General features: G+C 72.8%; 21 protein-coding genes. 12 read left to right on the top strand and 9 right to left on the bottom strand.

What is annotated here, in order from left to right; genetic code table 11:
* Window positions 1-62 precede the first annotated feature (62 nt).
* The 4 genes from panB to M1105_RS00420 all read left to right on the top strand — a co-directional run bounded on the left by panB (window position 63) and on the right by M1105_RS00420 (window position 3798).
* Window positions 63-923: a 3-methyl-2-oxobutanoate hydroxymethyltransferase gene (gene panB / locus M1105_RS00435; protein WP_249578373.1), complete on the top strand. Its 861-nt coding sequence runs from the start codon at window positions 63-65 to the stop codon at window positions 921-923.
* Window positions 920-1633: a hypothetical protein gene (locus M1105_RS00430; protein ID WP_249578372.1), complete on the top strand. Its 714-nt coding sequence runs from the start codon at window positions 920-922 to the stop codon at window positions 1631-1633. The genes panB and M1105_RS00430 overlap by 4 nt, the downstream gene beginning before the upstream one ends.
* A gap of 106 nt (window positions 1634-1739) precedes the next feature.
* A complete protein-coding gene (locus M1105_RS00425; RefSeq protein ID WP_249578371.1) occupies window positions 1740-2384 on the top strand; it encodes a tetratricopeptide repeat protein in 645 nt (214 codons plus the stop codon).
* A gap of 139 nt (window positions 2385-2523) precedes the next feature.
* Window positions 2524-3798 (top strand): outer membrane protein assembly factor BamB family protein, encoded by a 1275-nt coding sequence (locus M1105_RS00420; RefSeq protein WP_249578370.1) that lies wholly within the window; start codon window positions 2524-2526, stop codon window positions 3796-3798.
* A 15-nt stretch (window positions 3799-3813) separates the two neighbouring features.
* Here M1105_RS00420 and M1105_RS00415 read toward each other — a convergent pair whose 3' ends face one another.
* Window positions 3814-4728: a DMT family transporter gene (locus tag M1105_RS00415; RefSeq protein WP_249578369.1), complete on the bottom strand. Its 915-nt coding sequence runs from the start codon at window positions 4726-4728 to the stop codon at window positions 3814-3816.
* A 104-nt stretch (window positions 4729-4832) separates the two neighbouring features.
* Here M1105_RS00415 and der point away from each other — a divergent pair, with 104 nt between their 5' ends.
* Complete coding sequence (gene der, locus M1105_RS00410; protein ID WP_249578368.1) at window positions 4833-6203, top strand: ribosome biogenesis GTPase Der; 1371 nt, start codon at window positions 4833-4835, stop codon at window positions 6201-6203.
* Window positions 6204-6370: 167 nt separating this feature from the next.
* On the opposite strand, the gene cobM is transcribed toward der, so the two are convergent.
* The 7 genes from cobM to M1105_RS00375 form a co-directional block, all read right to left on the bottom strand.
* Entirely contained in the window at window positions 6371-7135 is a 765-nt protein-coding gene (cobM, locus tag M1105_RS00405) for a precorrin-4 C(11)-methyltransferase (RefSeq protein WP_249578367.1), read from the bottom strand.
* Window positions 7132-8937 carry a precorrin-3B C(17)-methyltransferase gene (gene cobJ / locus M1105_RS00400; RefSeq protein ID WP_249578366.1) on the bottom strand — a complete coding sequence of 602 codons (1806 nt, stop codon included), beginning with the start codon at window positions 8935-8937 and terminating at the stop codon, window positions 7132-7134. Before cobJ ends, cobM begins: the two co-directional genes overlap by 4 nt.
* Complete coding sequence (gene cobI, locus M1105_RS00395) at window positions 8925-9635, bottom strand: precorrin-2 C(20)-methyltransferase (protein WP_249578365.1); 711 nt, start codon at window positions 9633-9635, stop codon at window positions 8925-8927. The genes cobJ and cobI overlap by 13 nt, the downstream gene beginning before the upstream one ends.
* The gene (cbiE, locus tag M1105_RS00390) at window positions 9632-10873 is read right to left on the bottom strand and encodes a precorrin-6y C5,15-methyltransferase (decarboxylating) subunit CbiE (protein WP_249578364.1); all 1242 of its coding nucleotides are present in this window, start codon (window positions 10871-10873) and stop codon (window positions 9632-9634) included. The genes cobI and cbiE overlap by 4 nt, the downstream gene beginning before the upstream one ends.
* On the bottom strand, window positions 10870-12453 hold the full coding sequence (locus tag M1105_RS20750; RefSeq protein ID WP_319936747.1) for a precorrin-8X methylmutase: 1584 nt from the start codon (window positions 12451-12453) through the stop codon (window positions 10870-10872). The genes cbiE and M1105_RS20750 overlap by 4 nt, the downstream gene beginning before the upstream one ends.
* A gap of 388 nt (window positions 12454-12841) precedes the next feature.
* Window positions 12842-14005, bottom strand: coding sequence for a sirohydrochlorin chelatase (locus M1105_RS00380; RefSeq protein ID WP_249578363.1), 1164 nt, complete (start codon window positions 14003-14005; stop codon window positions 12842-12844).
* A complete protein-coding gene (locus tag M1105_RS00375) occupies window positions 14005-14199 on the bottom strand; it encodes a DUF6732 family protein (RefSeq protein ID WP_249578362.1) in 195 nt (64 codons plus the stop codon). The genes M1105_RS00380 and M1105_RS00375 overlap by 1 nt, the downstream gene beginning before the upstream one ends.
* A gap of 306 nt (window positions 14200-14505) precedes the next feature.
* Between M1105_RS00375 and M1105_RS00370 the strand changes: the two genes are divergently transcribed.
* The 7 genes from M1105_RS00370 to M1105_RS00340 all read left to right on the top strand — a co-directional run bounded on the left by M1105_RS00370 (window position 14506) and on the right by M1105_RS00340 (window position 20214).
* A complete protein-coding gene (locus M1105_RS00370; RefSeq protein WP_249578361.1) occupies window positions 14506-14913 on the top strand; it encodes a DUF1636 family protein in 408 nt (135 codons plus the stop codon).
* Window positions 14906-15958 (top strand): nicotinate-nucleotide--dimethylbenzimidazole phosphoribosyltransferase, encoded by a 1053-nt coding sequence (gene cobT, locus M1105_RS00365; protein ID WP_249578360.1) that lies wholly within the window; start codon window positions 14906-14908, stop codon window positions 15956-15958. The genes M1105_RS00370 and cobT overlap by 8 nt, the downstream gene beginning before the upstream one ends.
* A gap of 1 nt (window position 15959) precedes the next feature.
* Window positions 15960-16709, top strand: coding sequence for an adenosylcobinamide-GDP ribazoletransferase (gene cobS / locus M1105_RS00360; protein ID WP_249578359.1), 750 nt, complete (start codon window positions 15960-15962; stop codon window positions 16707-16709).
* The gene (locus tag M1105_RS00355; RefSeq protein ID WP_249578358.1) at window positions 16706-17239 is read left to right on the top strand and encodes a histidine phosphatase family protein; all 534 of its coding nucleotides are present in this window, start codon (window positions 16706-16708) and stop codon (window positions 17237-17239) included. Before cobS ends, M1105_RS00355 begins: the two co-directional genes overlap by 4 nt.
* The gene (cobU, locus tag M1105_RS00350) at window positions 17232-17747 is read left to right on the top strand and encodes a bifunctional adenosylcobinamide kinase/adenosylcobinamide-phosphate guanylyltransferase (RefSeq protein WP_249578357.1); all 516 of its coding nucleotides are present in this window, start codon (window positions 17232-17234) and stop codon (window positions 17745-17747) included. Before M1105_RS00355 ends, cobU begins: the two co-directional genes overlap by 8 nt.
* Entirely contained in the window at window positions 17744-19204 is a 1461-nt protein-coding gene (locus M1105_RS00345; protein WP_249578356.1) for a cobyric acid synthase, read from the top strand. Before cobU ends, M1105_RS00345 begins: the two co-directional genes overlap by 4 nt.
* Before the next feature lie 83 nt (window positions 19205-19287).
* Window positions 19288-20214, top strand: coding sequence for a fatty acid desaturase (locus M1105_RS00340; protein ID WP_249578355.1), 927 nt, complete (start codon window positions 19288-19290; stop codon window positions 20212-20214).
* A 216-nt stretch (window positions 20215-20430) separates the two neighbouring features.
* On the opposite strand, the gene M1105_RS00335 is transcribed toward M1105_RS00340, so the two are convergent.
* Window positions 20431-22842 (bottom strand): glycogen/starch/alpha-glucan phosphorylase, encoded by a 2412-nt coding sequence (locus tag M1105_RS00335; protein ID WP_249578354.1) that lies wholly within the window; start codon window positions 22840-22842, stop codon window positions 20431-20433.
* Between the last annotated feature and the right edge of the window lie 63 nt (window positions 22843-22905).

The raw sequence follows: 22905 nt of genomic DNA, 5'->3' as shown, positions 1-22905 counted from the left end.
CTTCACCGCGATGGCAGGGCGGGCTATGGTCTGCGCCGCCACGCCCGCGACGGAGGAGCGCGATGTCCACCCGCAGCACGATTTCCAAGAAGTCCGCGATCAGCGACCCCGACCAGAAGCCGGGCGGGCGCAGGCGCATGACGGTGCCCGCCTTCATGGCGCGCAAGGGGGGCGCGCCGCTGGTGTGCCTGACCTCCTACACCGCGCATGTGGCGCGCATCTGCGACGAGGTCTGCGACCTGCTGCTGGTGGGCGACAGCCTGGGCATGGTGATCCACGGCATGCCGAACACGCTGGGCGTCACGCTCGAGCACATGATCATGCACGGGCAGGCGGTGGTGCGCGGGGCGGAGAAGGCGCTGGTCGTCGTGGACATGCCCTTCGGCAGCTTCGAGGAGAGTCCCGAGGTCGCCTTCCGCAACGCCAGCCGCGTGGTGAAGGAGACCGGCTGCCACGCGATCAAGCTCGAGGGCGGGCGCGACATGGCGCCGACCATCCAGTACCTGGCCCGGCGCGGCATCCCGGTGATGGCGCATATCGGGCTGATGCCGCAGGCGATGAACACCGCGGGCGGCTTCCGCGCGGTGCGCGACGAGGCGCAGTTCGACGCCGTGGTGGCCGATGCCAAGGCCGTGGAGCAGGCGGGCGCCTTCTCGGTGGTGGTCGAGGGGGTGGCGGCACCGCTGGCGGACCGCATCACCCGCGAGATCTCGATCCCCACCATCGGCATCGGCGCCTCGGCCAATTGCGACGGGCAGATCCTGGTGTTCGAGGACATGGTGGGCCTGTTCCCCACGGTGCCGACCTTCGTCAAGCGCTACGGCACGATGGAGGAGATGATGCGCCACGCCGTCGGGACCTACGCGGCCGAGGTGCAGGCGCGCAGCTTCCCCGGCGACGAGCACACCTACAAGAAGAAGTGAGCGCCCCGGCCGCCAAGCCGCCGCGCGCCATCGCCTATCCCCCGCTCGAGGTGGCGATGCACGACTGGTGGGCGGACGAGTACGCCCATGTATTCGTCGCGCTCCACCCGTTCCACCCGGTGGCGCTCAACGCGCGGGGCGACGACGATCTCGACGCGATGAAGGCCGCCCGCCCGGTGCGGTGGGAGGAGATGCGCCGCGCCGTCGGCGCGCCGCCCTTCCCGGTGTTCGCGCTCGCGCTGTGGTGCACTATCCTGATGGCCGAGCGGCGCGACGCCGACCTGCGCCTTGCCGACCGCATCGCACGCACGCTGGCCGAGAACCGGCTGGCGCCGCCCGGCGAGGACGTGGTGCCCCCGATCCTCGAGCGCCCGCTGGGGGAGGCGTTCGCGCGGCTGGGCGCGGCCCGCGTCACGGCCTGGGACGAAGGGCGCGGGGTCTCGACCGGGCTTTCCCCCGCCGATCTCGCAGCGCCGCCCGCGATCGCCCGGCGGCTGGCCTTCTTCGGGCCATTCGCGCTGCACGCTCCCGGCATGCTGGCCACGGCGGGGACCGAGGACATCGCGACGCTGATCGCCCTGACCGACGCGGCGCGCGAGGCGGTGCGGCCCGAGGAGCATTTCGAGGGCTTCTATGCCGCGCCCGGGACCTATTGCGACTGGATCAATCCGCCCGGTTTCTTCGAACGCGCGCCGCGCGCGGCGAAATGAGGCGCGGGCCGGGACACGAGGCGGGCACTTCCGCCTTTGACTGGCGCGGCGGCGGCGATAATGTGCGCGCGGCCCGAACCGCGGGCGCAACCGGCACGAGGGCAGTGTGAGCGAGACCGACAGCTTCATCCGCGAAGTGAGCGAGGAAGTCCGGCAGGACCGGATGTTCCGGTTGTGGAAGAAGTACGGCGCACTGGTGATCGGCGCGATCGCGGTGATCGTGGGCGCGACCGCGCTCTGGTCGTGGATGCAGCACCGCGAGCTTGCCGCGCGGGCCGAGCGGGGCGAGGCCTTCCTGGCCACCGATGCCGCCGACCCCGCCGCGCAGGAGGCCCTGATGGCCGCGCAGGAGGGCCCCGCGGCCGCGCTCGCGGGCATGCGGCTCGCGCTCGCCCATGCCGGAAAGGGCGAGACCGAGGCTGCGATTGCGGCCTACGAGGCAGTCGCGGCGGATGCCCAGGCGGGCGCGGCCTATGCCGATCTCGCGCGGCTCGAGGCGATCCGGCTGCGCGCGGTCAGCGCGCCGCCCGCCGAGATGATCGCAGACCTCGCCCCGCTGGTGGCCGAAGGTGCGCCTTATCGGCTGCTGGCGCTGGAGCTGCGCGCGGCGCTGGCGCTGAACGCGGGCGAGACCGATGCGGCCCGCGCCGACTTCGACGCGATCATGGCCGACCCGGGCCTGACGGGCGAGATGCGCAGCCGCGTGCAGGCGGCCGTGCAGACGCTGGGCCCGGCAGGCTCGGCGAGCTGACATCCACGGCCGTGGCGCGGCAATCGGACGAGAAAACCGCGCGGCCCGCGCACGGGCGATGCGCGGCGCAGGGGAGGGACTGTGCATGAGGCGTGAGCGGCGTTCGGTGGGTTCGGTGACACGCGCGGCTGGGGCCCTCATGGCCGCCGCCCTGCTGCTGGGCGGGTGCGGCCTGTTCGACGACGAGGAGATCCTCGAAGGCGAACGCATCCGGCTGAGGACCGAGGCGCCGGCCGCGCCGGGGGCCTTCGGCGGCGCCGCCCTGCCGCAGCCGCAGGAGATCGCCGACTGGACCCAGACGAACGGGGCGCCGTCGCACAATTCGGGGCACCTCGCGGGCCCGGCCTCGCCCGCGCCCGCCTGGAGCGCCGACATCGGGGCCGGAAATTCGTCCGACAGCGCGATCACCGGCGCACCGATCGTGGTGGGTGGGGTGGTCTTTGCGATGGACGCGGCCGCCGAGGTCTCGGCGCTCGACGCCTCGAGCGGGGCGGAGCGCTGGCGCACAGGCCTCTCGCCCGAGCGCGAGAGCGGCCGCGAGGGATTCGGCGGCGGGCTCGCCTTCGACGGCGGGCGGCTCTTCGCCGCCACTGGCTTCGGCGAGGTGGTCGCACTCGACCCGGCCTCGGGCGAGGTGGCCTGGCGCACCAGCCTCGGCGCCCCGGTGCGCGCGGCACCGGCCGCGGCGGGCGGGCTGATCGTCGCGGTGACGCGCGACAACCGCGGCTTCGGCCTGAGCGCACAGACCGGCGAGATCATCTGGCGCGTGCCCTCGGTCACCTCGGACGCGGGCGTGCTGGGGGGGGCCAGCCCGGCGCTGGCGGGGGCCTTCGCCTTCCTGCCCTTCGCATCGGGCGAACTGGTCGCCGTCGATGCGCGATCGGGCCGGCGGCTCTGGAGCGCGGTGCTGTCCGGCGGGCGGCGCGGGCTTGCGCGCGCGGCGATCTCGGACGTCACGGGCGATCCGGTCGTGGTCGGACCCTTGGTCGTCGCCGCCAACCAGGCGGGCCGGATGGTGGCGATCGATGCCCGCTCGGGCCAGCGCGTCTGGACCCGCTCGATCGGCGCGCAGGGGCCGATCTGGGCGGCTGGGGACACGATCTTCGTCACCACCGACGACTCGAAGCTGATGCGCCTCTCGGCGCGCGACGGCACGACGATCTGGGAGACCGAGCTGCCGGCCTTCGGCGACCCCGAGGACCGCGACGACCCGATCTCCTACTCGGGCCCCGTGCTGGTCGAGGGGCGGGTGCTGATCACCTCGTCTGAGGGCGAGCTGATTTCCTTCGACGGCGTGAGCGGCGAGGAGCTGGGCCGGACCGACCTCGCGGGCGGCTCGGTCACCGGGCCGGTGGTGTCGGGACGCACCGTCTTCGTGCTGACCGACCGGGGCACGCTGCAGGCGCTGCGCTGAGCCGGCGGCGCGGGGTCAGACGACCCCGCGCGCGCCTTCGGCCCGCTGCGCCGCCAGCTTGCGGGCAAGGCGCTGCTCGCGGCGGAAGCTGTAGACCCCGCTGCCGACGATCATCGCCGCGCCCGTCAGGGTCAGCACGTCCGGGATGTCGCCGAACACCGCGTAGCCGAGGATCAGCGCCCAGACCATCAGCGCGTAGCGAAAGGGGGCGACGAAGCCGATCTCGCCCATCCGCATCGCCTGGACACCGAAGAAGTAGCCGATGTTGACCGTGACGGCCGAGCCCGCGAGCAGCATCAGCGTGGGCGTCGAGACCGGCGCCCAGGGCTCGAACAGCATCACGCCCCCGCCCATGATCGTGACCCCCGCCGAGGTCGCGAACACCACCAGAAGCGACGGCACGCCGGGCGAGAGCTGCCGGGTGGAAAGCTCGCGCAGCACGACGAAGCCCACCGAGGCGAGCGCGACCAGCGAGGCGGCCGAAAACCCCTCGGCCCCCGGCCGGACGATCATCAGCACGCCCACGAAGCCCACCACGATGGCCGAGATCCGCCGCCAGCCCACCGGCTCGCCCAGGAACAGCGCGGCCGCGAGCGTGATGGCGAGCGGCGCCGATTGCAGGATGGCGGTCACGTTGGCGATGGGCATCTGGAACAGCGCCGTCAGGAACAGCGTGGCCGCCCCCATCTCGCCGATGACGCGCAGGCCCAGCACCCGGCGGTCTCGCCCGCCCAGCGAGACCCGGAACGCCCCCGACCGCGCGGCGATCAGCGCGATCAGCATGCTCGCCATCAGGCCGCGCAGGAACATGAGCTGGAAGACGCCCATCTCGGGCGAGGCGAGCTTGACGAAGGTGTCGTTGACGACGAATCCCGCCATGCTGATCGACATGAAGGCCGCGCCGCGCAGATTGTCGGTAAGCTGAATCATGCGCTCTTGATGAACCGCGCCGTGGCGCCGCGCCAGAGGCTTTCGGATGCAGGCTGCGCAAGGCTGCTTGCCACCCGCGGCGCCAGCGCGTAGAGAACGCCGCCATGTCCTTCACCCTCGCCATCATCGGCCGGCCCAATGTCGGCAAGTCGACGCTGTTCAACCGCCTGGTCGGCAAGCGGCTGGCGCTGGTGGACGACCAGCCGGGGGTGACGCGCGACCTGCGCGAGGGCGAGGGGCGGCTTGGCGACCTGCGATTCACGGTGGTCGACACCGCCGGGCTCGAGGACGCGACCGACGACAGCCTGCCCGCCCGCATGCGCCGGCTGACCGAGCGCGCGGTGGCCGAGGCGGACCTGTGCCTCTTCATCATCGACGCGCGCGCGGGCGTGACGCCCGTGGACCGCATCTTCGCCGAGATCCTGCGCAAGCGCGGCACCGAGGTGATCCTGGTGGCAAACAAGGCCGAGGGGCGCGCGGGCGAGGGCGGGCTCTACGAGGCCTTCGAGCTGGGGCTGGGCGAGCCCCTCGCGATCTCGGCAGAGCATGGCGAGGGGATGGGCGACCTCTACGCCGCGCTCGAGCCCTATGCCGAGCGCTTCGAGGCGGCGGCGAGGGCGGTCGAGTTTGACCCGGATACCGAGGAGGACGCGCTGGCCGAGCGGCGGCCTCTCCAGATTGCCGTCGTCGGCCGGCCCAATGCCGGCAAATCGACGCTGGTGAACGCGATACTCGGCGAGGACCGGCTGCTGACCGGCCCCGAGGCCGGGATCACCCGCGACGCGATCGCCGTCAGCACCGACTGGGGCGGGCGCGCCTTCCGCATCTTCGACACCGCGGGGCTGAGGAAGAAGGCCAAGGTGCAGGAGAAGGTCGAGCGGCTCTCGACCTCCGACGCCATCCGCGCGGTGCGCTTCGCCGAGGTCGTCGTGGTGCTGATGGACCCCGACAATGCCTTCGAGACGCAGGACCTGCGCATCGCCGACCTCGCCGAGCGCGAGGGGCGGGCGGTGGTCTTCGCCGTCAACAAGTGGGATCTGGTTGAGGACAAGGCGCGCGCGCTTGCGGACCTGCGCGAGCGGGCCGAGCGGCTCTTGCCGCAGCTCAAGGGCACGCCGCTGGTCACCGTCTCGGCGCTCACCGGCAAGGGGCTCGACCGGCTGCGCGAGGCGGTGGAGCGGATGCACCGGGTGTGGAACATCCGCGTGCCGACGAACCGCCTGAACCGCTGGCTGATCGAGCAGACCGAGGCCCACCCGCCCCCGGCGTCGAAGGGCCGCCGCATCCGGCTGCGCTTCATGACGCAGGTCCGCACCCGCCCGCCCGGCTTCGTCGCCTTCTGCTCGCGCGCCGAGGATCTGCCGGAGAGCTATGTGCGCTATCTGGTCAACGGCCTGCGCCGCGACTTCGGCATCGAGGGCGTGCCGATCCGCTTCACGCTGAGGAAGGGCGAGAACCCCTACGCGAAGGATTGAGCCCCCCGCCGCGTCGAGCCTTCGCCCTGCACCGCGCCTGTCGCCCCGCGCTGCCCCGGGCTTGACCCGGGGCGTCGCCGAAGGACCGGGAGGCCCCGGGTCAAGCCCGGGGCAGCGATCCGCACCGCGCGCGGCGCATCGGATTGTCCCTCACGCTTCCCGCCCCCTCAGGCGCTGCGCTTCGGCCGCAGGATGTGCGGGTGCGCGCCGTCGTAGAGCGCCGAGTCGCGGAACTCCTGCTCCGCCAGCGCCCGGCCGATCAGGATCAGCGCGGTGCGCGTGACCTTGGCCGCGCGCACCTTCTCGCGGATGTCCGACAACCTCCCCTCGATGAAGCACTGGTCGGGCCAGCCGACCCGGTAGGCCACGATCACCGGGCAGTCGGGCCCAAGGATGGGGGAAAGCGTCCGCTCGATCTCGAGCAGGTTGCGGATCGAGAGGTGGATGGCGAGCGTCGCGCCTGTGCGCGCCAGCGTCGCCAGATCCTCGCCCGGCGGCATGGCGGACGACTTCATCGCCGTGCGGGTGAGGATCACGGTCTGCGCGACTTCGGGGATGGTGAGTTCCCGCCCCAGCGCGGCGGCCGCGGCGGCATAGGCCGAAACGCCGGGGGTGATGTCGTAGGGGATGCCCAGCGCCTTGAGCCGCCGGATCTGCTCGGCGATCGCGCCATAGAGCGAGGGGTCGCCGGAATGGACCCGCGCCACGTCCTGCCCGCGCGCATGCGCCGCCTCGATCTCGGCCACGATCTGGTCGAGCGTCAGGGCCGCCGTGTCAATCACCCTCGCGCGCTCGGGTGCCTCGGCGACGATCGCCTCGGGCACGAGGCTGCCGGCATAGAGGCAGACCGGGCAGGCGCGGATCAGCCGCAACCCCTTGACGGTGATCAGGTCCGGATCGCCGGGACCCGCGCCGATAAAATGGACGGTCATGCTGCGCCCTCGATCTTCCTCGCATAGCCCCGCGGCGTGAACATCCGCGGCCCCTCGCCAAGCCGGGCGAGGCGGGACTGCGACGAGCCCACCAGCACCACGGTCAGCATGTCCACCTCGTCCACCTGCAACTCCGAGAGCCGGCGGTAGCGGATCGCCTCCTCCGGCCGGCCCAGCGAGCTTGCCAGCAGCACCGGGCAGTCGGCCGGGCGGTGGGCGAGCAGGATCTCGCGGGCCTCCGAAAGCAAGGTGCGGCGGCGCTGCGAGACGGGGTTGTAGAAGGCGATGACGAAATCGCCCTCGGCCGCGGCCTTCACGCGGCGGATGATGTCCTCGCGCGGCGTAAGCAGGTCCGAAAGCGAGATCGCGCAGAAGTCATGCCCCAGCGGCGCCCCCGCCCGGGCGGCCGCGGCTTGCAGTGCCGAGACGCCGGGGGCCGAGAGTACCTCGACCCGGCGCGCGGCGTCCGACACGCCATGCACCCGGCGGTCGAGCAGTTCGAACACCAGCGCCCCCATGGCGTAGATCCCGGCGTCGCCCGAGCAGATGACGGCGACGCTGACGCCTTCCGCCGCCCGTTCCAGCGCATAGCGGCAGCGGTCTTCCTCGCCGCCCAGCGGGAAGTCGCGGCGCGGCTTGCCGGCGGCGAGCGGCCCGAGCAGGTCGATGTAGAGGCCGTAGCCCACCAGTTCGTCGGCCTCGGCGATCAGGCGCGAGGCCTCGGGCGTGCGCCACTCGGCCTGCCCGGGGCCGATGCCGACGAGCGCCACCCGGCCCCTCGCCCGGCCGGGGAGGGAGGTGATCGGCGCCGGCGCGCGGGCGATCGCGACGGTGGCGTTCGCGGATTTGCGCTTTGGCAGGAACAGCGCGCCCATCGGGCCGACGGCGGCGAGCGCCGCGCCCTCGGCCACGCCGTGGCAGCCGACCTCGGCGAACACCACCTCGGAGGGGGTGGCAAGCCGCGGGGTCTCGGCCTCGAGCGTCGCGGCGTCGAACACCCTGAGCGGCACGCCGAGGCGCCGGGCGAGCGCGTTCACCGCCGCCTCGTCGGCCTTGAGGTCGAGCGAGAACACTCCCGCCACCGCGCCGGGGGCGATGCCGGCCTCGGCGAGGGCCGCATCGACCAGCGCGGCAAGCTCGTCCTCGGGGCAATTTCGCGCGCAGCCCACGCCCAGCGCGATGCGCTGCGGGTGGTAGACGAGGCGCGACATGCCGCCTTCGGTGGGGCCATCGGTCGCGGTCAGCCGCAGGGGCGCGCCGGTGCCGGGGCGCGGCGCCTCGGACAGCCATCCGGCTTCGCCCTCCACCACCACGGGCGCGCCGGCCAGCACGGCCGCCATCGCGGCCTTGGCATCCTCGGGATTCGCCAGCCGCCAGCCGGGGGGAGGCTCGTCGAGCGCGAGGCCGAGCGCGAGGTCGCCCGCGGTGGTGACTGCCGCCATACCCCCCAGCGCATCCGCGATCCGGCGCGCCAGCCGGTTCGCGCCACGATGTCCGCCCAGGAGCGGCACCACGCTCGATCCGTCCTCGGCCACCGCGACCACTGGCGGCTCGGCCCGCTTGTCGCCCAGCATCGGCGCCACGGCGCGCACGAGGATCCCGGCGGCGCAGACACCCACGACGGGCACGCGCGCCGCAAAGAGGTCGCGCACATGCGCCAGCGCGTTGGGGAAGAAGGCATCGGCCCGCGCGACGCGCCCCTCGCGGCCATGCACCGTTGCGCCCAGAAGGGCCGCGACACGGTGCGCCACATCCTCGCCCGAGCGCGAGAGGCAGACCACGACAGGGATCACGTCAGCCATGGGTCATCCGCCTTGTGGACCAATATCATCGAGAAATAGGGGGCGGGGTCGGGTGCCTCGGCCAGCGGGCGCACGGCCTGCGCGCCCAGCGAGGCGCGTTCGACATAGCCCGCTCCCGCCGCGAGGCCCATCCCGGCCAGCAGCCGCCGCACCCGGCCCAGATGCCGCCCCAGCTTCATGATCGCGACCGCCTGCGCGCCCTCGATCCGCGCGCGGAGGGCATCGTCCGGCAGCGGCGCGGGCAGGACCGTCAGCACGTCATTGCGCGCGGTCAGCGGGCGCTTTAGCGCGGCGGCGCAGGCGCCGAGCGACGAGACGCCGGGCACCACCTCGACCGGGAAGCGGTCCGCGAGGCGCGCGAACAGGTACATGAACGAGCCGTAGAAGAACGGGTCGCCCTCGCACAGGCACACCACGTCCTCGCCCGTCCCCAGCCGCGCGGCGATGCGGGTGGCAGCCTCGGCATAGACCTCCTGCGCCGGGAAGCGGTCGGGGCGCATGGGCACGATCATGGGGATTTCCTCGGCCCCCTCGGCGATCGCGCCGGCGGCGATCTCGCGCGCGAAGCTCACGCCGGAGTCGGGCGCGGGATAGGCGACGACACGGGCCGCCCGGATCAGGCGGTGGGCCTTGAGGGTCATGAGCTCAGGGTCGCCGGGGCCGACGCCCACGCCCCACAGGGTGCCAGTCGCGGTCATTTCACCAGGCTCCACTGCGTCACCGGCATCAGCGGACGCCAGCCGGTCAGCCCGCCCACGGGCGCGGCGCGCGAGATCGCAAGGCGGGTGAGATCGCCCCCCATCTCGGCATGGAGCGCGATCAGGAGCGCCTCGGACTCGAGCGTCACAGCGTTGGCGACCAGCCGGCCCGAGGGGCGCAGCGCCGACCAGGCCGCCGCCACCGTATCGCGCGTGAGCCCGCCGCCGATGAAGACGGCATCGGGCCGGCGCAGGTCGGGCTTGGTGCCCACGGGCGCGGGCAGGGTGGCCAGCACCTCGGGCGCCCTTCCCTCGATCAGCGCAAGGCGCGGCACGCCCAGCGCCTCGGCATTCGCGCGGGCCATGGCGAGGCGGTCGGCGTGCGGATCGAAGCCCATTGCCACCGCGTCGGGGGCCGCGCGCATCCATTCGATGGCGACCGAGCCGCAGCCGGTGCCGATGTCCCACAGAACCGCGCCACGCGACGGCATCAGGCGCGAAAGCGTAACCGCGCGAACTTCCTGCTTGGTCATCTTGCCGTCGTGCGTGAATGCGTCGTCCGGCAGACCAGGCAGACGCGGCAGAAGCATGGCGGGGGTGCCGCGGCACTCGATCGCCAGCGTGTTGAGCGCGGGCAGGTTCGGCGCGGGGTCCATCGCGGCCCAGTCGCGGGCGGTGCCGTCGTGGCGCGTCTCCTCGGTCCCGCCGAGGTTCCCGAGCACGCTGATCGCCGACTCGCCATAGCCCCGCGCGGTCAGGTGGCGCGCGATCTCGCCCGCCGTCTCGGGGCCCGAGGTGAGGATCAGCAGCCGCGCGCCTGGCCAGAAGGCGGGGATCACCTGTTCGGACGGGCGGCCATGGGCGGTCAGGGTCTCGACGTCCGCGAGCGACCAGCCCATCCGGCAGGCGGCCCACTGGAAGGCGGAAAGCTGCGGGTGGAACACGATCTCGCCCGCCGGGATCGCCCCCGCGATGCGCGCGCCGACCGAGAACCACAGCGGGTCGCCCGTGGCCAGCACCACCACGCGGCGCCCGCGATGGGCGCGGATCAGGTCGATGAGCGCATCGAAGGGCGAGGGCCAGGCGATGCGCTCGGCCGTAACATCGGGCGCGAGGCGGTGGTGCCGCTCTCCGCCGATGATGAGTTCCGCCGCCTCGACCGCGCGGCGCGCGGCGGGGGTCAGGCCCGCCATGCCGTCCTCGCCGATGCCGGCGATGTGGAGCCAGGGGTCGGTCATCGGGGTGCCTCCAGTCCCGCGGCCAGCGCGTTGACCGCCGCCGCCGCCATGGCCGAGCCGCCGCGCCGGCCGCGCAGCGTAAGGAACGGCACGCCGCGTGGGTCGCGGGCAAGCTCGGCCTTCGATTCTGCCGCGCCCACGAAGCCCACCGGCAGGCCGATGATCGCGGCAGGGCGCGGCCAGCCCTCGTCGAGCAGTTCCAGAAGGTGGAACAGCGCCGTGGGCGCGTTGCCGATGGCCACGACCGCGCCCGCGATCCGCTCGCGCCACAGCCGCACGGCTGCGGCCGAGCGCGTGTTGCCGATCTCGGCCGCCAGCGACGCCGCGGCGGGGTCGTCGAGCGTGCAGACCACCGGGTTCCTGGCCGGCAGGCGGGCGGCGACGATGCCCTGCGCCACCATGCCCGCGTCGCACAGGATCGGAGCACCCGCGGCCAGCGCGGAGCGGGCCGAGGCCGCGACATCGTCCGACCAGGCCAGCCGGCTGGGAACATCGGTCATGCCGCAGGCATGGACCATGCGGATGGCGACGTCGTGGAGGTCCGCGGGCAGATGGTCCAGCCGCGTCTCGGCGCGGACGGTCGCCCAGGACTGACGGTAGATGGCGTGCGGGTCGCGCTCGTAGCGCAGCGCCGCACGGCGGGGGAAGGGGATGACGGCGGGCGCGGGCGCGAGCCCGCGGGCAGCCTCGCGCAACGCGGCCTCGTGACCGACGCCGAGGATCCAGGCCTCCTCGGTCTCGGCCGCGGCGCGGGTGTCGGCATCGAGCCCCGGCGCGCCCGCGAACAGGGCCGCAAGCCCCCCCGCGCGGTCGAGCCCGGCATAGGCGAGCGCCGTGACACGGGTCTGCGCGGCATCGAGCGGCTCGTCCGCTCGCCGCGCCGCGCGGATCTCGCGGTCGAGCAGCGAGGGGTATATCTCGGCGATCACCACGGGTGCATCGGGCACCGCCATTCCGCCCTCGAAGGGCCAGACCGCGCAACGCCCGGCCAGCCGCGGGTCAGCGCGCAGGCGGGCAAGCGCCGGGATGCCGGTCAGCACCTGCCCGCCCACGGCGCCCGTCGTGTAGAGCTTCCAAACGGGTTGCGTGCGCGGGCAGACTCGCTCGACGGCCCGGCGCTCGGGCGGGTGCGCGGGGTGGCGGGCCGGCTTGCGCTCGGGCAGCGCGGCCAGGTCGTGGGTCCGCGGGCGGCCCCAGAACGGCCCCTCGCCCGGGAAGCGCGCGTTGAGCGCGGCCGCGAGCACGAAGCGGTTGTTGGCATTGCCGGGGCCGTCCTCGATCCCGTCGGCGAGGTGGTCCCACAGCGCGCGCCAGCCATCGGCCCCTGCCACGGCACGGGCGGTGCCGCGCGGGTAGCCCAGCGGAAAGTCGAAGCCTGCGAGGATGCGCCGCCCCGCATCGGCCTCGGCTGCGAGGATGTCCGCGATCAGTTCGACAGCCTCGGCCCGCGTGGCGGGGTTCTCGTGGCGGACGAGCGCGCCGTCGCGCGCCAGCGCCAGCCAGATGCTGTTCGCGCCCCGCGCGGGGGTGGCCGCCGACGACCAGTCGACGATCAGCACGCTGTCGAACAGCCGCGTCATGGCGCTGGCCGGGGTGCGTTTCGGCGCGCGCCGGGCGCGAGGCCCGGGAGGCCCCGGGTCAAGCCCGGGGCAGCGGCGGCTGGCGGGCGGCGCTGGGTCGGGCCCCGAGGAGCGGCGCTTGGTCCGAGGCGCCGGGTCAGGCCCGGGGCAGCGGTGGAGAAATCGAAGTCGCGGCGTTCGGCGATCGCGCCCGGCGTGGCCGATGGACGCCCGCGGAGATGCTGTGCGAGCCTCGCCGCTGCCCCGGCCTCGAGCCGGGGCCTTATTGGTGTCGTCGGATCCCCCGGCTCGACCCCGGGAGTTCCCGGTTGCCGCGCCGGGGCATCAGCCTTACCGCCATGGCCTGTGGCCGGACGCGCCGCGCGAGGCCCGATGGAGCCGCGCGTCGTCACTCGCGCGTGCCCTTCAGGTACTTTCGCACGCTCTCGGGTCCCAGCGGGTGCTTCGCGTGGGGATAGGGCGGGTGGTGGTGGTCGTGGACATGGTGGTGCCCATGGTCGTGCCCATGGTCGTGGCCGTGATCATGCGGGTGGTCATGGTCATGCGGATGGTCGTGATCATGCCCGTGACCATGCCCGTGACCATGCCCCGCATCCTCCATCGCCAGCCGGCAGGCGCCGGTGCAGAAGGTGTCGCACAGCGGGCAGTCCGCGACGTTCGAGCCGGGCGCGGACGCCCCTTGCCCCTCGACATGGTGGTGGTGGCTTTCCTGCGGCAGACCGACCTCGGCCTCGAAGCCCAGCACCTGCGCGCGATACTTGCACATCGCGCAGTTCATGGCGTTCTGGCCCTCCAGGATCTCGGTCACCCGCTCGGCGAAGGTCGCGATCACCTGCGGGTGGTCGTTGAGGTAGCCTGCCTTCACGAACTGGATGAAGGGATAGGCCCGCGCCACGGTGTCGGTGAAGCCGTAGATGCGGTCGATCAGGATCCCGGTGAACAGGAAGTAGGGGAAGACCACGATCCGCCGGAATCCCAGCCGCGCGGCGCGCTCCAGACAGGGCTCGACCAGTGGGAAGGTCACGCCGGAATAGCCGGTCTCGGCCCAGCCGAAGCCCATCCCCTCCCACAGGAGGCGCGTGATCTTCGAGACGTTGGAATTCGCGTCCGGGTCCGACGCGCCGCGCCCGATCACAACGAGGCAGGTGTCCGACAGCGGCACCTCGCCAAGGTCGCGGTTGGCCTGCTCGACCGCCGCGCGCACGCGCGCGCCCGCTGCCGCCACCATCTTGGGATCGACGCCAAGCTCGCGGCCATACTGCACCCTGATGCCGTGCTGCGCGGCATAGGTGTTGAGCACCGAGGGGATGTCGTTCTTCGCGTGCATCGCCGCGAACAGCATCCCCGGCACGGCCAGGATGTGGTCGCAGCCCTGCTCGCGCAGCCGGTCGAGCCCGTCGCGGATCACCGGGTTCGCGAATTCGAGATACCCGTATTCGACCGGCCAGCCGGGCAGGAGCGGCCTCAGCCGCTCGGCCACCACGGCGAACTCGTCGACCGCAGCCTGCGAGCGCGAGCCGTGGCCACAGACCATCACCCCGATGCGGGACATCAGCGGCTCTCCGCCCGGCGGTCCTTGCGGGCGCGGCGGACGGCGCGGAAGACGCCGATGGCGGCGATCAGGCCTGCGAGGCTCAACGTGCCCAGCGCGAGCCAGTGGCTGTGGCCCGCGGCCTCGGCGTAATGGCCGGGATGGGCCAGGGCGGTGGCGGGCAGGGCGGCAAGGATGGCGGCGAGCTTCTTCACGTGGGTCCCCTCCTGACGTGGGCCGACAGGACGGGCGGGCGCATGGCACCCTTCTCCGAACAGCCCCGGGTGACACCCCCGTCTTGGGTCGGCGCCGGTCCCGAATCCGCTCCGCCCCCGTCCGCCGGGTGCGCTGTTCATGCCCCTGCTTACGCGCCGCCGGGCGGGGGCTCAAACGAAAAAGCGCCGCATCGGGGCGGGCGGGCGACATCGGCGCATGGGGTGTCGCGAAACCGCTTTACAGGCCGCGCGCCACTGGCCCAAGGTCGCGCCCGGCCGCACGGGGCGCGCCATGCCGGGGAAATGATGAGCCTGCCAAAGACCACCATCGTCGTCTGCGATACCTGTCGCTATTCCGTCGAGGACAAGACCGCGCCCTGTGGCCGCACCGGGGGCGAGATCCTCGCGTCCGAGGTCGAGCGCCTCGCCGCCGGACGCGAGGGGGTCGAGGTGCGGCGCACCTCGTGCCTGATGGGCTGCGAGCGCCACTGCAACACCGCGGTGATGGCCGACGGCAAGATCACCTATGTCCTGGGCCAGTTCGTGCCGGGGCGCGAGGCCGCCGAGGCGGTGGTCGAGTACGCAGCCCTCCACCGCGAAAGCGAGACCGGGCAGGTGCCATTCAGGCAATGGCCGCAGGGCGTGAAGGGCCATTTCATCGCGCGGCTGCCGGCACTGGCGACGAAGCCTGCCGTGCCGCGGTTCGATGACTGAGATGCTGCAGCGCCTCGCCAGCTCGCCGGTGCCCGAGGGGCTTGCCGCCCGCATCGCCACGCGCATCGACGCCAAGACCAAGCCCCCCGGATCGCTGGGCAGGATCGAGGATCTCGCGGTCGCGTTGGGCGTGGCGCAGCGGCGCGAGGACCCGCAGGCCGATCCGGCGGAGCTGATGATCTTCGCGGCCGACCACGGCATCGTGGCCGAGGGGGTCTCGGCCTGGCCATCGGAAGTCACCGCGCAGATGGTGCTGAATTTCCTCGCCGGCGGGGCGGCCGCGAACGTGTTCGCCCGCGCGGCTGGAGCGGAGGTGCGGGTGATCGACGCGGGCGTGGCCTCGGACCTGCCTGACGCGCCGGGGCTGATCCGCGCGGGCATCCGCCGCGGCACGCGCAATGCCGCGACCGAGGACGCGCTGACGCGTGACGAGGTGCTGGCCGCGCTCGATTTCGGTGCAGGACTCGCGCGCGAGGCGGCAGAGCGCGGCGTGCGGGTCATCGCGCTGGGCGAGATGGGGATCGGCAACACCTCGTCGGCCGCGCTGCTTGCCCATGCGGTCGATGGCCTGCCGCTGGCGCCGCTGGCCGGGCCGGGGGCGGGGCTCGACGCGGAAGGGGTGGCGCGCAAGGTCGCGATCCTCGAGCGCGCGGCGGCGCGGCGGCCCGGGCGGCTGGGGCCGGTCGAGGCGCTGGCGGCCTTCGGCGGGCTCGAGATCGCGGCGATGGCGGGGGCGGTGATCGGCGCGGCCTCGGGCGGCGCGGCGGTGCTGGTGGACGGCTACATCTCGACGGCCGCGGCGATGGTCGCGCTGGCCGCGCGGCCCGAGGCGCGGGCGTCCTGCATCTTTGCCCATCGCAGCCGCGAGCCCGGCCACCGCCTGATGCTGGCGCATCTGGGGGTGGAGCCCGTGCTCGACCTCGACATGCGGCTGGGCGAGGGCACCGGGGCGTTGCTGGCGCTGCCGATCCTGCGGGCGGCCGCGCGGATGCTGGCCGAGATGGCGACCTTCCAGAGCGCTGGCATCTCGGGGCGCGAGGGCTGAGATGCCGTCCGCTCTCGCCCGCCTGCTGAGTGCCCTGCAGTTCCTCACCCGCCTGCCCGTGCCCGATCCGGGCTGGGAGGAGGGGCGGCTGCGCGCGGCCCTGCCGTTCTTCCCCGTCGCGGGGGCGGCTGTGGGGCTGATAGGCGCGGGCGTCTGGTGGGCTTCGGGCGCCGTGCTGCCGGGCGCCGTGGCGGCGGGGCTGGCGCTGGCGGCCATGCTGCTGGCAACCGGCGGGATGCACGAGGACGGGCTGGGCGACGTGGCCGACGGGCTGGGCGGGGGCGCGAGCGCCGAGCGCGCGCTCGAGATCATGCGCGACTCGAGGATCGGGAGCTATGCGGCTCTGGCTATCGGCCTTTCGGTCGGCCTGCGATGGGCCGCGCTGGCACCGGTGGCGCCCGCCGACGGGGCGGTGGCGCTGGTGATCGCCGCGACCGTGGCCCGCGCCGTGATGGTGCCGGCAAGCGCCTTGGTCACGCCTGCGCGGCCGGACGGGTTGGGCCGGATGCTGGGGCAGGGGGCCGATGCGCCCGGCATGGCGCTGGCGCTGGGGCTCGGGCTGGTCGTGGCCGCTGCCGGGGGGATGGCCGGCATCGGCGCGCTGCTGGCGGCGCTGGCCGCGATGGCGCTGGTCGTGCGGCTGATGGCGCGCCGGGTCGGCGGCATGACCGGCGACGGCTATGGTGCCATCGCCTCGCTGGCCGAGACGGCGGCGATGCTGGTCCTTTGCGCGGCATGGGTGGGCGCATGATCTTCCTGCGCCACCCCCGGCCCGACGTGGCGCCCGGCATCTGTTACGGGCGGCTCGACCTCGGGCCGGGGCCGGGGGCCGGGGCCGAGATCGCGGCGGCGCTCGCGGCCACACCCCGCGCGCGGGCGGTGCTGACGAGCCCCGCCACGCGCTGCCGGGGGTTGGCCGAGGCGCTGGCCGCGCGGGACGGCGTGGCGGCGGTGACCGAGCCGGAGCTGATGGAGCTCGACTTCGGGGCCTGGGAAGGGCGCGCCTGGGAGGCGATCGACCGCGCCGCGAGCGACCCCTGGGCGGCCGACCCCTGGCGGGTGGCGCCGCCGGGGGGCGAGAGTTTCGCCGCGCTCCATGCCCGGGTGGCGGCGGTGCTGGCCCGCGCGCCCGAGGGGGCGGTGTTCGTGACCCATGCGGGGCCGATCCGGGCCGCGCGGATGATCCTGACCGGCGCAGGCTTCGAGACGGTGTTCGCCGAGCCGATCCCCTATGCCGTGCCGCTGACCTTCGCACATGAGAAGTCGCCCGTTCATGGCTGATATATCGCTTGTTCTGGGGGGGGCGCGTTCGGGCAAATCGGCCCGAGCCCTGTCGCTGGCGGCGACGCCCCCGCATGTGTTCGTCGCCACCGCCGAGGCGCTCGACCTCGAGATGGAGGCCCGCATCGCCCGGCACAGGGCCGAGCGGGGCGAGAGCTGGCTTGTGGTCGAGGAGCCGCTGGACCTTGCGGACGCCGTGCGCGCCCATGCGGCCGAGGGGACGACGCTGCTGATCGACTGTCTCACGCTGTGGCTGTCGAACGTCATGCATCACGGCCGCGAGCCGGGGGCCGAGACGGCGCGCCTGATCGCGGCGATGGAGCTGGCGCCGGGCCGCATCGTGCTGGTGTCGAACGAGATCGGGATGGGGCTGGCGCCGATGAACGAGCTGGGCCGCGCCTTCCGCGACGAGCAAGGGCGGCTCAACCAGCGCATCGCGGCCGTCGCGGGCCATGTCGAATTCGTGGCGGCGGGCTTGCCGCTCACGCTGAAGGGCACGCCGCGATGACGCGCCCGCCCGCGCTGATGATCCAGGGCACCGGCTCGAATGTCGGAAAATCCGTCCTCGTCGCGGGTCTTTGCCGTGCTTTCCTGCGGCGTGGATTGAAGGTTCGGCCGTTCAAGCCCCAGAACATGTCGAACAACGCCGCCGTCACGGCCGATGGCGGCGAGATCGGCCGGGCGCAGGCCCTGCAGGCGCGCGCCGCCCAAGTCGAGCCGAGCGTCCACATGAACCCGGTGCTGCTCAAGCCCGAGTCGGAGAAGGGCGCGCAGGTGGTGGTGCAGGGGCGGCGGCTCACTCACGCGATGGCGCGCGACTATGCGCGGCTGAAGCCGCAGCTTCTGGCGGCGGTGCTCGACAGCTTTGCCCGGATCGGGGCCGAGGCCGACCTCGTGCTGGTCGAGGGCGCGGGCAGCCCGGCCGAGGTCAACCTGCGCGTGGGCGACATCGCCAACATGGGCTTTGCCGAGGCCGCAGGCGTGCCGGTGATCCTTGCGGGCGACATCGACCGGGGCGGCGTGATCGCGCAGGTCGTGGGCACGAAGGCGGTGCTGCCACCCGAGGATGAGGAACGGATAAAAGGTTTTCTTATTAACAAGTTCCGAGGCGATGTTTCACTGTTCGACGACGGCTATGCGATGATCGCCGAGGCCACGGGCTGGCGCGGCTTCGGCGTCGTGCCATGGTTTCCCGGCGCCCACCGCCTGCCGGCCGAGGATGCCGCGGACATCCGCGCGGGCAGCGCCGGGGGCCGCGTAAAGATCGCCGTGCCGCTGTTCTCGCGGATCGCGAATTTCGACGATCTCGATCCGCTGAAGCTCGAGCCCGGCGTCTCGGTCGTCATGGTCCGCCCCGGCGAGGCGCTGCCGGGGGATACGGACCTCGTGATCCTGCCGGGTTCGAAGTCGACGCGGGGGGATCTGGCGTTCCTCCGCGCGCAGGGCTGGGACATCGACCTTGCGGCGCATCGCCGCCGCGGTGGGCGGATCCTGGGCATCTGCGGCGGCTATCAGATGCTGGGGCGGACCATCGCCGACCCGGAAGGCATCGAGGGCGCGCCCGGTACGAGCGAGGGTCTGGGCCTGCTGGACGTCGAGACGGTGATGACGCCCGACAAGACCCTCACCCGCGTCGAGGCGGTGGAGATCGCCACGGGCCTGAGCGTGACCGGCTACGAGATCCATATCGGCCGCACGGAAGGACCCGACCGCGCCCGCCCGTTGTTCAGGGTCGGCGGCGCCGAGGAAGGGGCGGCAAGCGCGGATGGGCGGGTGGCCGGGGCCTACCTGCACGGGCTGTTCGGGGCGGACACCTTCCGCGCGCGGTTCCTCGAGCGGCTGGGCGCCGAGGCCTCCGGGCTCGGCTACGAGTCGGAAGTCGACGAGACGCTGGATGCGCTGGCCGATCACCTAGAGACCTTCCTTGATCTCGACGGCCTGCTCGCGGTCGCGCGCAGGCGCTGACGCGGGTGATTGGGGCCCTCAAGATCCCTCTTCGCGCGGATGACGCTTTGGTGTAGCAAAGATCACACTTTCGTGTGGTGATCATGTCCGACTCAGTCGACGCGCTCAGGAAACCGGTGCCGTTCGAGTGGCCTACGCTGGCCCTTATTGGGCTGTGCTATGTGGCATGGGCGCTGCTGACGCTTCATGCCAGCACGCTGGGGGGCTGGCTCGCGGTGCCGCTGATGGGCATCGTGCTGGCTTTCCATTCCTCGCTGCAGCACGAGGTGCTGCACGGCCACCCGTTCAGCGATCAGCGGCTGTCGGACGCGCTGGTCTTTCCGGCGCTGGGGCTGTTCGTGCCCTACGAGCGGTTCCGCGACACGCATCTGGCGCATCACCGCGACGAGATCCTGACCGACCCCTATGACGACCCGGAGTCGAACTATCTCGACCCCGCGGTCTGGGCGCGGCTGCCGGGCTGGCGCCGGGCGCTCTTGCGCGCGAACAACACGCTGGCGGGGCGGATGGCGCTGGGGCCGGCGATCGGGCTGGCGACTTTCTGGGCGGGCGACCTTCGGGCCATCCGGGTGGGCGACCCGGCCGTGCGGCGGGCCTATGCGCTGCATGTGGCGGGGCTGGTGCCGGTGGTGGCGTGGCTGGCGATGCTGGGAACCATGCCGGTCTGGCAGTATCTGCTGGCGGCCTATCTGGGCCTGTCACTCCTGAAGATCCGCACCTTCCTCGAGCACCGTGCGCACGAGAAGGCGGCGGGGCGCAGCGTGGTGATCGAGGATCGCGGGCCGCTCGCGCTTCTGTTCCTCAACAACAATTTCCACGCCGTGCACCATGCGAGCCCGCGGGTGGCGTGGTACAGGCTGCCCGCGCTCTATCGCGCGCGACGCGAAGAGGTGCTGCGGCGGAACCGCGGCTATCGCTATGCCTCCTACCGCGAGGTGTTCGCGAGCCACTTCCTGCGCGCGAAGGACCCGGTGCCGCATCCGCTGCGGCAGGGGCCGGGCGAGGGGTGAGGGGCGGTTCCACCGACGGCGCACGAGGCGCTGCCCCGGCCCTGAGCCGGGGCCTCGCGACGGCCCGGACACCGGGCGCATCTCGGCCCCTTCGTTCGCTGCATTGGCCTTGAGCCGGGACCTCCCGGGTTTGCACGTCAGCGAGGCCCCGGCTTACGGCCGTGGCAGCGGGCTGCTCGGCCGCGAGGGGGGCGGCCGGCGTAGAGCATGCCCCGCTCAGAACTGCGGCGCGACCTCCCAAACCTCGCTGGCATAGCCGCGGATCGTGCGGTCGGACGAGAATCGCCCCATCGGGGCGATGTTGAGCACGGCTTTCCGTGCCCAGCCGTCGGCATCGGCCCAGGCGGCATCGACGCGGCGCTGGGCGTCCCAGTAGGCGTCGAAATCGGCTGCGACCATGAACCAGTCGTGGTGGGTCAGGTTGTCCGCGACCGCGCGGTGGCGCTCGGCATCGCCGTCCGAGAAGCGGCCCGCGCGGATCTGCTCGACGACCTCTCGCAGGCGGTCGGAGCGCCCGACATGGGCGGCGGGGTCGTAGCCCTCGGCGCGCAGGCGTGTGACACCCCCGGCATCGAGCCCGAAGATGAAGATGTTGTCGTCGCCCACGCTCTCGTGGATCTCGACATTGGCGCCGTCCATCGTGCCAATCGTCAATGCGCCGTTCATCGCGAACTTCATGTTGCCGGTGCCGGACGCCTCCATCCCGGCGGTGGAAATCTGTTCCGAGAGGTCGGCCGCGGGGATCAGCCGCTCGGCCATCGTCACGTTGTAGTTGGGCGGGTAAACCAGCGCGAGGCGGCCGCGCATGGCGGGGTCGGCGTTGATCGTGCGGGCGATGTCGTTGATCAGCCGGATGATCGCCTTGGCCATGGCATAGCCGGGCGCGGCCTTGCCGCCGAAGATGCGCAGGCGCGGCGGGATCGGGGCGCCGGGGTTGCGGCGGAGCTCGTTCCACAGCGCCGCGGCCTCCAGCACGTTCATGAGCTGGCGCTTGTATTCGTGGATGCGCTTGATCTGGATGTCGAAGATCGCGCCGGGATCGGCCGTGACGCCGCATTCCGCCTCGATCCACGCGGCGAGCCGCTGCTTGTTCGCGCGCTTGGCGGCGGCCACACGCTCGCGGAAGGCCGCGTCCCCGGCCAGTGGCGCCAGCGCCGAAAGGCGGTCGAGGTCGGCCTCCCAGCCCTCGCCCACCGCCTCGGTGATCAGCGCCGACAGCGCCGGGTTGCAGCCTTTCAGCCAGCGCCGGGGTGTCACGCCATTCGTCTGGTTGACGATGCGGCCGGGATGCAGCGCGTCGAGCTCGCGGAACACCGTGCGGCGCATGAGCCCGGTGTGAAGCGCCGAGACGCCGTTCACCCGCCGCGCGGCGATGAACGACAGATCCCCCATCCGCACCTCGCCGTCGCGCAGGCAGCCCACACCGGCCGGGCGGGGTGCGGTCTCGGCGGCATGGGCCGCGTCGATTCGCTCGATGATCTGCATGTGGCGGGGCAGGACGCGGGCCATCAGCTCCGCCGGCCATTTCTCCAGCGCCTCGGGCATCAGGGTGTGGTTGGTGTAGTGGAGCGTGCCGCGGGCGATCTGGAAGGCCTCGTCGAAGCCAAGGCCCCGCTCGTCCATCAGCAGGCGCACCAACTCGGGTCCCGCGATCGCGGGATGCGTGTCGTTGAGCTGGATTGCCACGCGCTGCGGCAGCAGGCGCGGGTCGTCGTGGTCGCTGAAGAAGCGGCGCAGAAGGTCGCGCAGGCTGGCCGCGGTAAAGAAGTATTCCTGCTTGAGGCGCAGCTCCTTGCCCTGCGGCGTGGTGTCGTCGGGGTAGAGCACGCGGCTGATGGTCTGCGCCAGCACCGCGGGGGCGGCGGCGCCGAGGAAGTCGCCGCGGTTGAAGGGTTCGAGGTCGAAGACGCGCGTGGGCTTGGCAGACCACAGCCTGAGCGTGTTCACCCAGCGCCCCTGCCAGCCTGGGATGGGCGTGTCGTAGGCGGCGGCGAGCACGGTCTCCTCGGGCTCCCATCGCGCGCGGCCGCCGGTCTCGGTCACCCGGCCGCCGAAGCCGATCGGCCAGAGGGCCTCGGTGCGCTCGAACTCCCAGGGATGGGCTTGGGCGAGCCAGTCCTCGGCCTCCTCGACCTGCCGGCCGTCGCGGAAGCTCTGGCGGAACAGGCCATGGTCGTAGCGGATGCCATAGCCATGGGCCGGGATGCCGAGGGTGGACATCGAATCGAGGAAGCAGGCCGCGAGCCGCCCCAGCCCGCCATTGCCCAGTGCCGCGTCAGGCTCGTCCAGCATCGCCGCCGCGTAATCGACGCCGAGGGCCGCCATCGCCTCGCGCGCCGCGTCCTCGAGCCCGAGGTTGCGGATCGCGTCCTCGAGCAGCCGGCCGATGAGGAACTCCATCGAGAGGTAGCAGACCCGCTTGAGGTCGCGCGCATAGACCTGCCGGGTGGTCGCGAACCAGGGATCGACGAGCCGGTCGCGGATGGCGCGCGATAGCGCGAGCCGCCAGTCGGTCAGCTTCGCGGCGTCCGGCGTCTTGCCGATCGAATAGGTGAGATGGTGCCGGATGGATTCGGCCAACTCTGCGGGCGTGATCTCGCGCAGGCCGCGCGTCCGGTCGAAGGTCATCCGTTCCTGCTCCTTCCCGCGCGCCATGAGGGGCGGGCGGTGCTGCTGTCGGGTTCTTCCCCG

The sequence above is a fragment of the Thermohalobaculum sediminis genome (assembly GCF_023487995.1).
GTDB classification, from domain to species: Bacteria; Pseudomonadota; Alphaproteobacteria; order Rhodobacterales; family Rhodobacteraceae; genus Thermohalobaculum; species Thermohalobaculum sediminis.
The sequence above is the reverse complement of the archived record's forward strand: the minus strand, read 5'-3'. Positions and strand labels throughout refer to the sequence as shown.

What these genes read in the sequence shown, in the direction of transcription:
- panB (WP_249578373.1), top strand. Translation starts at nt 63, where the DNA reads ATGTCCACCCGCAGCACGATTTCCAAGAAGTCCGCGATCAGCGACCCC.
- M1105_RS00420 (WP_249578370.1), top strand. Translation starts at nt 2,524, where the DNA reads ATGGCCGCCGCCCTGCTGCTGGGCGGGTGCGGCCTGTTCGACGACGAG.
- M1105_RS00415 (WP_249578369.1), bottom strand. Translation starts at nt 4,728, where the DNA reads ATGATTCAGCTTACCGACAATCTGCGCGGCGCGGCCTTCATGTCGATC.
- der (WP_249578368.1), top strand. Translation starts at nt 4,833, where the DNA reads ATGTCCTTCACCCTCGCCATCATCGGCCGGCCCAATGTCGGCAAGTCG.
- cobM (WP_249578367.1), bottom strand. Translation starts at nt 7,135, where the DNA reads ATGACCGTCCATTTTATCGGCGCGGGTCCCGGCGATCCGGACCTGATC.
- cobJ (WP_249578366.1), bottom strand. Translation starts at nt 8,937, where the DNA reads ATGGCTGACGTGATCCCTGTCGTGGTCTGCCTCTCGCGCTCGGGCGAG.
- cobI (WP_249578365.1), bottom strand. Translation starts at nt 9,635, where the DNA reads ATGACCGCGACTGGCACCCTGTGGGGCGTGGGCGTCGGCCCCGGCGAC.
- cbiE (WP_249578364.1), bottom strand. Translation starts at nt 10,873, where the DNA reads ATGACCGACCCCTGGCTCCACATCGCCGGCATCGGCGAGGACGGCATG.
- M1105_RS20750 (WP_319936747.1), bottom strand. Translation starts at nt 12,453, where the DNA reads ATGACGCGGCTGTTCGACAGCGTGCTGATCGTCGACTGGTCGTCGGCG.
- M1105_RS00380 (WP_249578363.1), bottom strand. Translation starts at nt 14,005, where the DNA reads ATGTCCCGCATCGGGGTGATGGTCTGTGGCCACGGCTCGCGCTCGCAG.
- M1105_RS00370 (WP_249578361.1), top strand. Translation starts at nt 14,506, where the DNA reads ATGAGCCTGCCAAAGACCACCATCGTCGTCTGCGATACCTGTCGCTAT.
- cobT (WP_249578360.1), top strand. Translation starts at nt 14,906, where the DNA reads ATGACTGAGATGCTGCAGCGCCTCGCCAGCTCGCCGGTGCCCGAGGGG.
- cobS (WP_249578359.1), top strand. Translation starts at nt 15,960, where the DNA reads ATGCCGTCCGCTCTCGCCCGCCTGCTGAGTGCCCTGCAGTTCCTCACC.
- M1105_RS00355 (WP_249578358.1), top strand. Translation starts at nt 16,706, where the DNA reads ATGATCTTCCTGCGCCACCCCCGGCCCGACGTGGCGCCCGGCATCTGT.
- cobU (WP_249578357.1), top strand. Translation starts at nt 17,232, where the DNA reads ATGGCTGATATATCGCTTGTTCTGGGGGGGGCGCGTTCGGGCAAATCG.
- M1105_RS00345 (WP_249578356.1), top strand. Translation starts at nt 17,744, where the DNA reads ATGACGCGCCCGCCCGCGCTGATGATCCAGGGCACCGGCTCGAATGTC.
- M1105_RS00340 (WP_249578355.1), top strand. Translation starts at nt 19,288, where the DNA reads ATGTCCGACTCAGTCGACGCGCTCAGGAAACCGGTGCCGTTCGAGTGG.
- M1105_RS00335 (WP_249578354.1), bottom strand. Translation starts at nt 22,842, where the DNA reads ATGACCTTCGACCGGACGCGCGGCCTGCGCGAGATCACGCCCGCAGAG.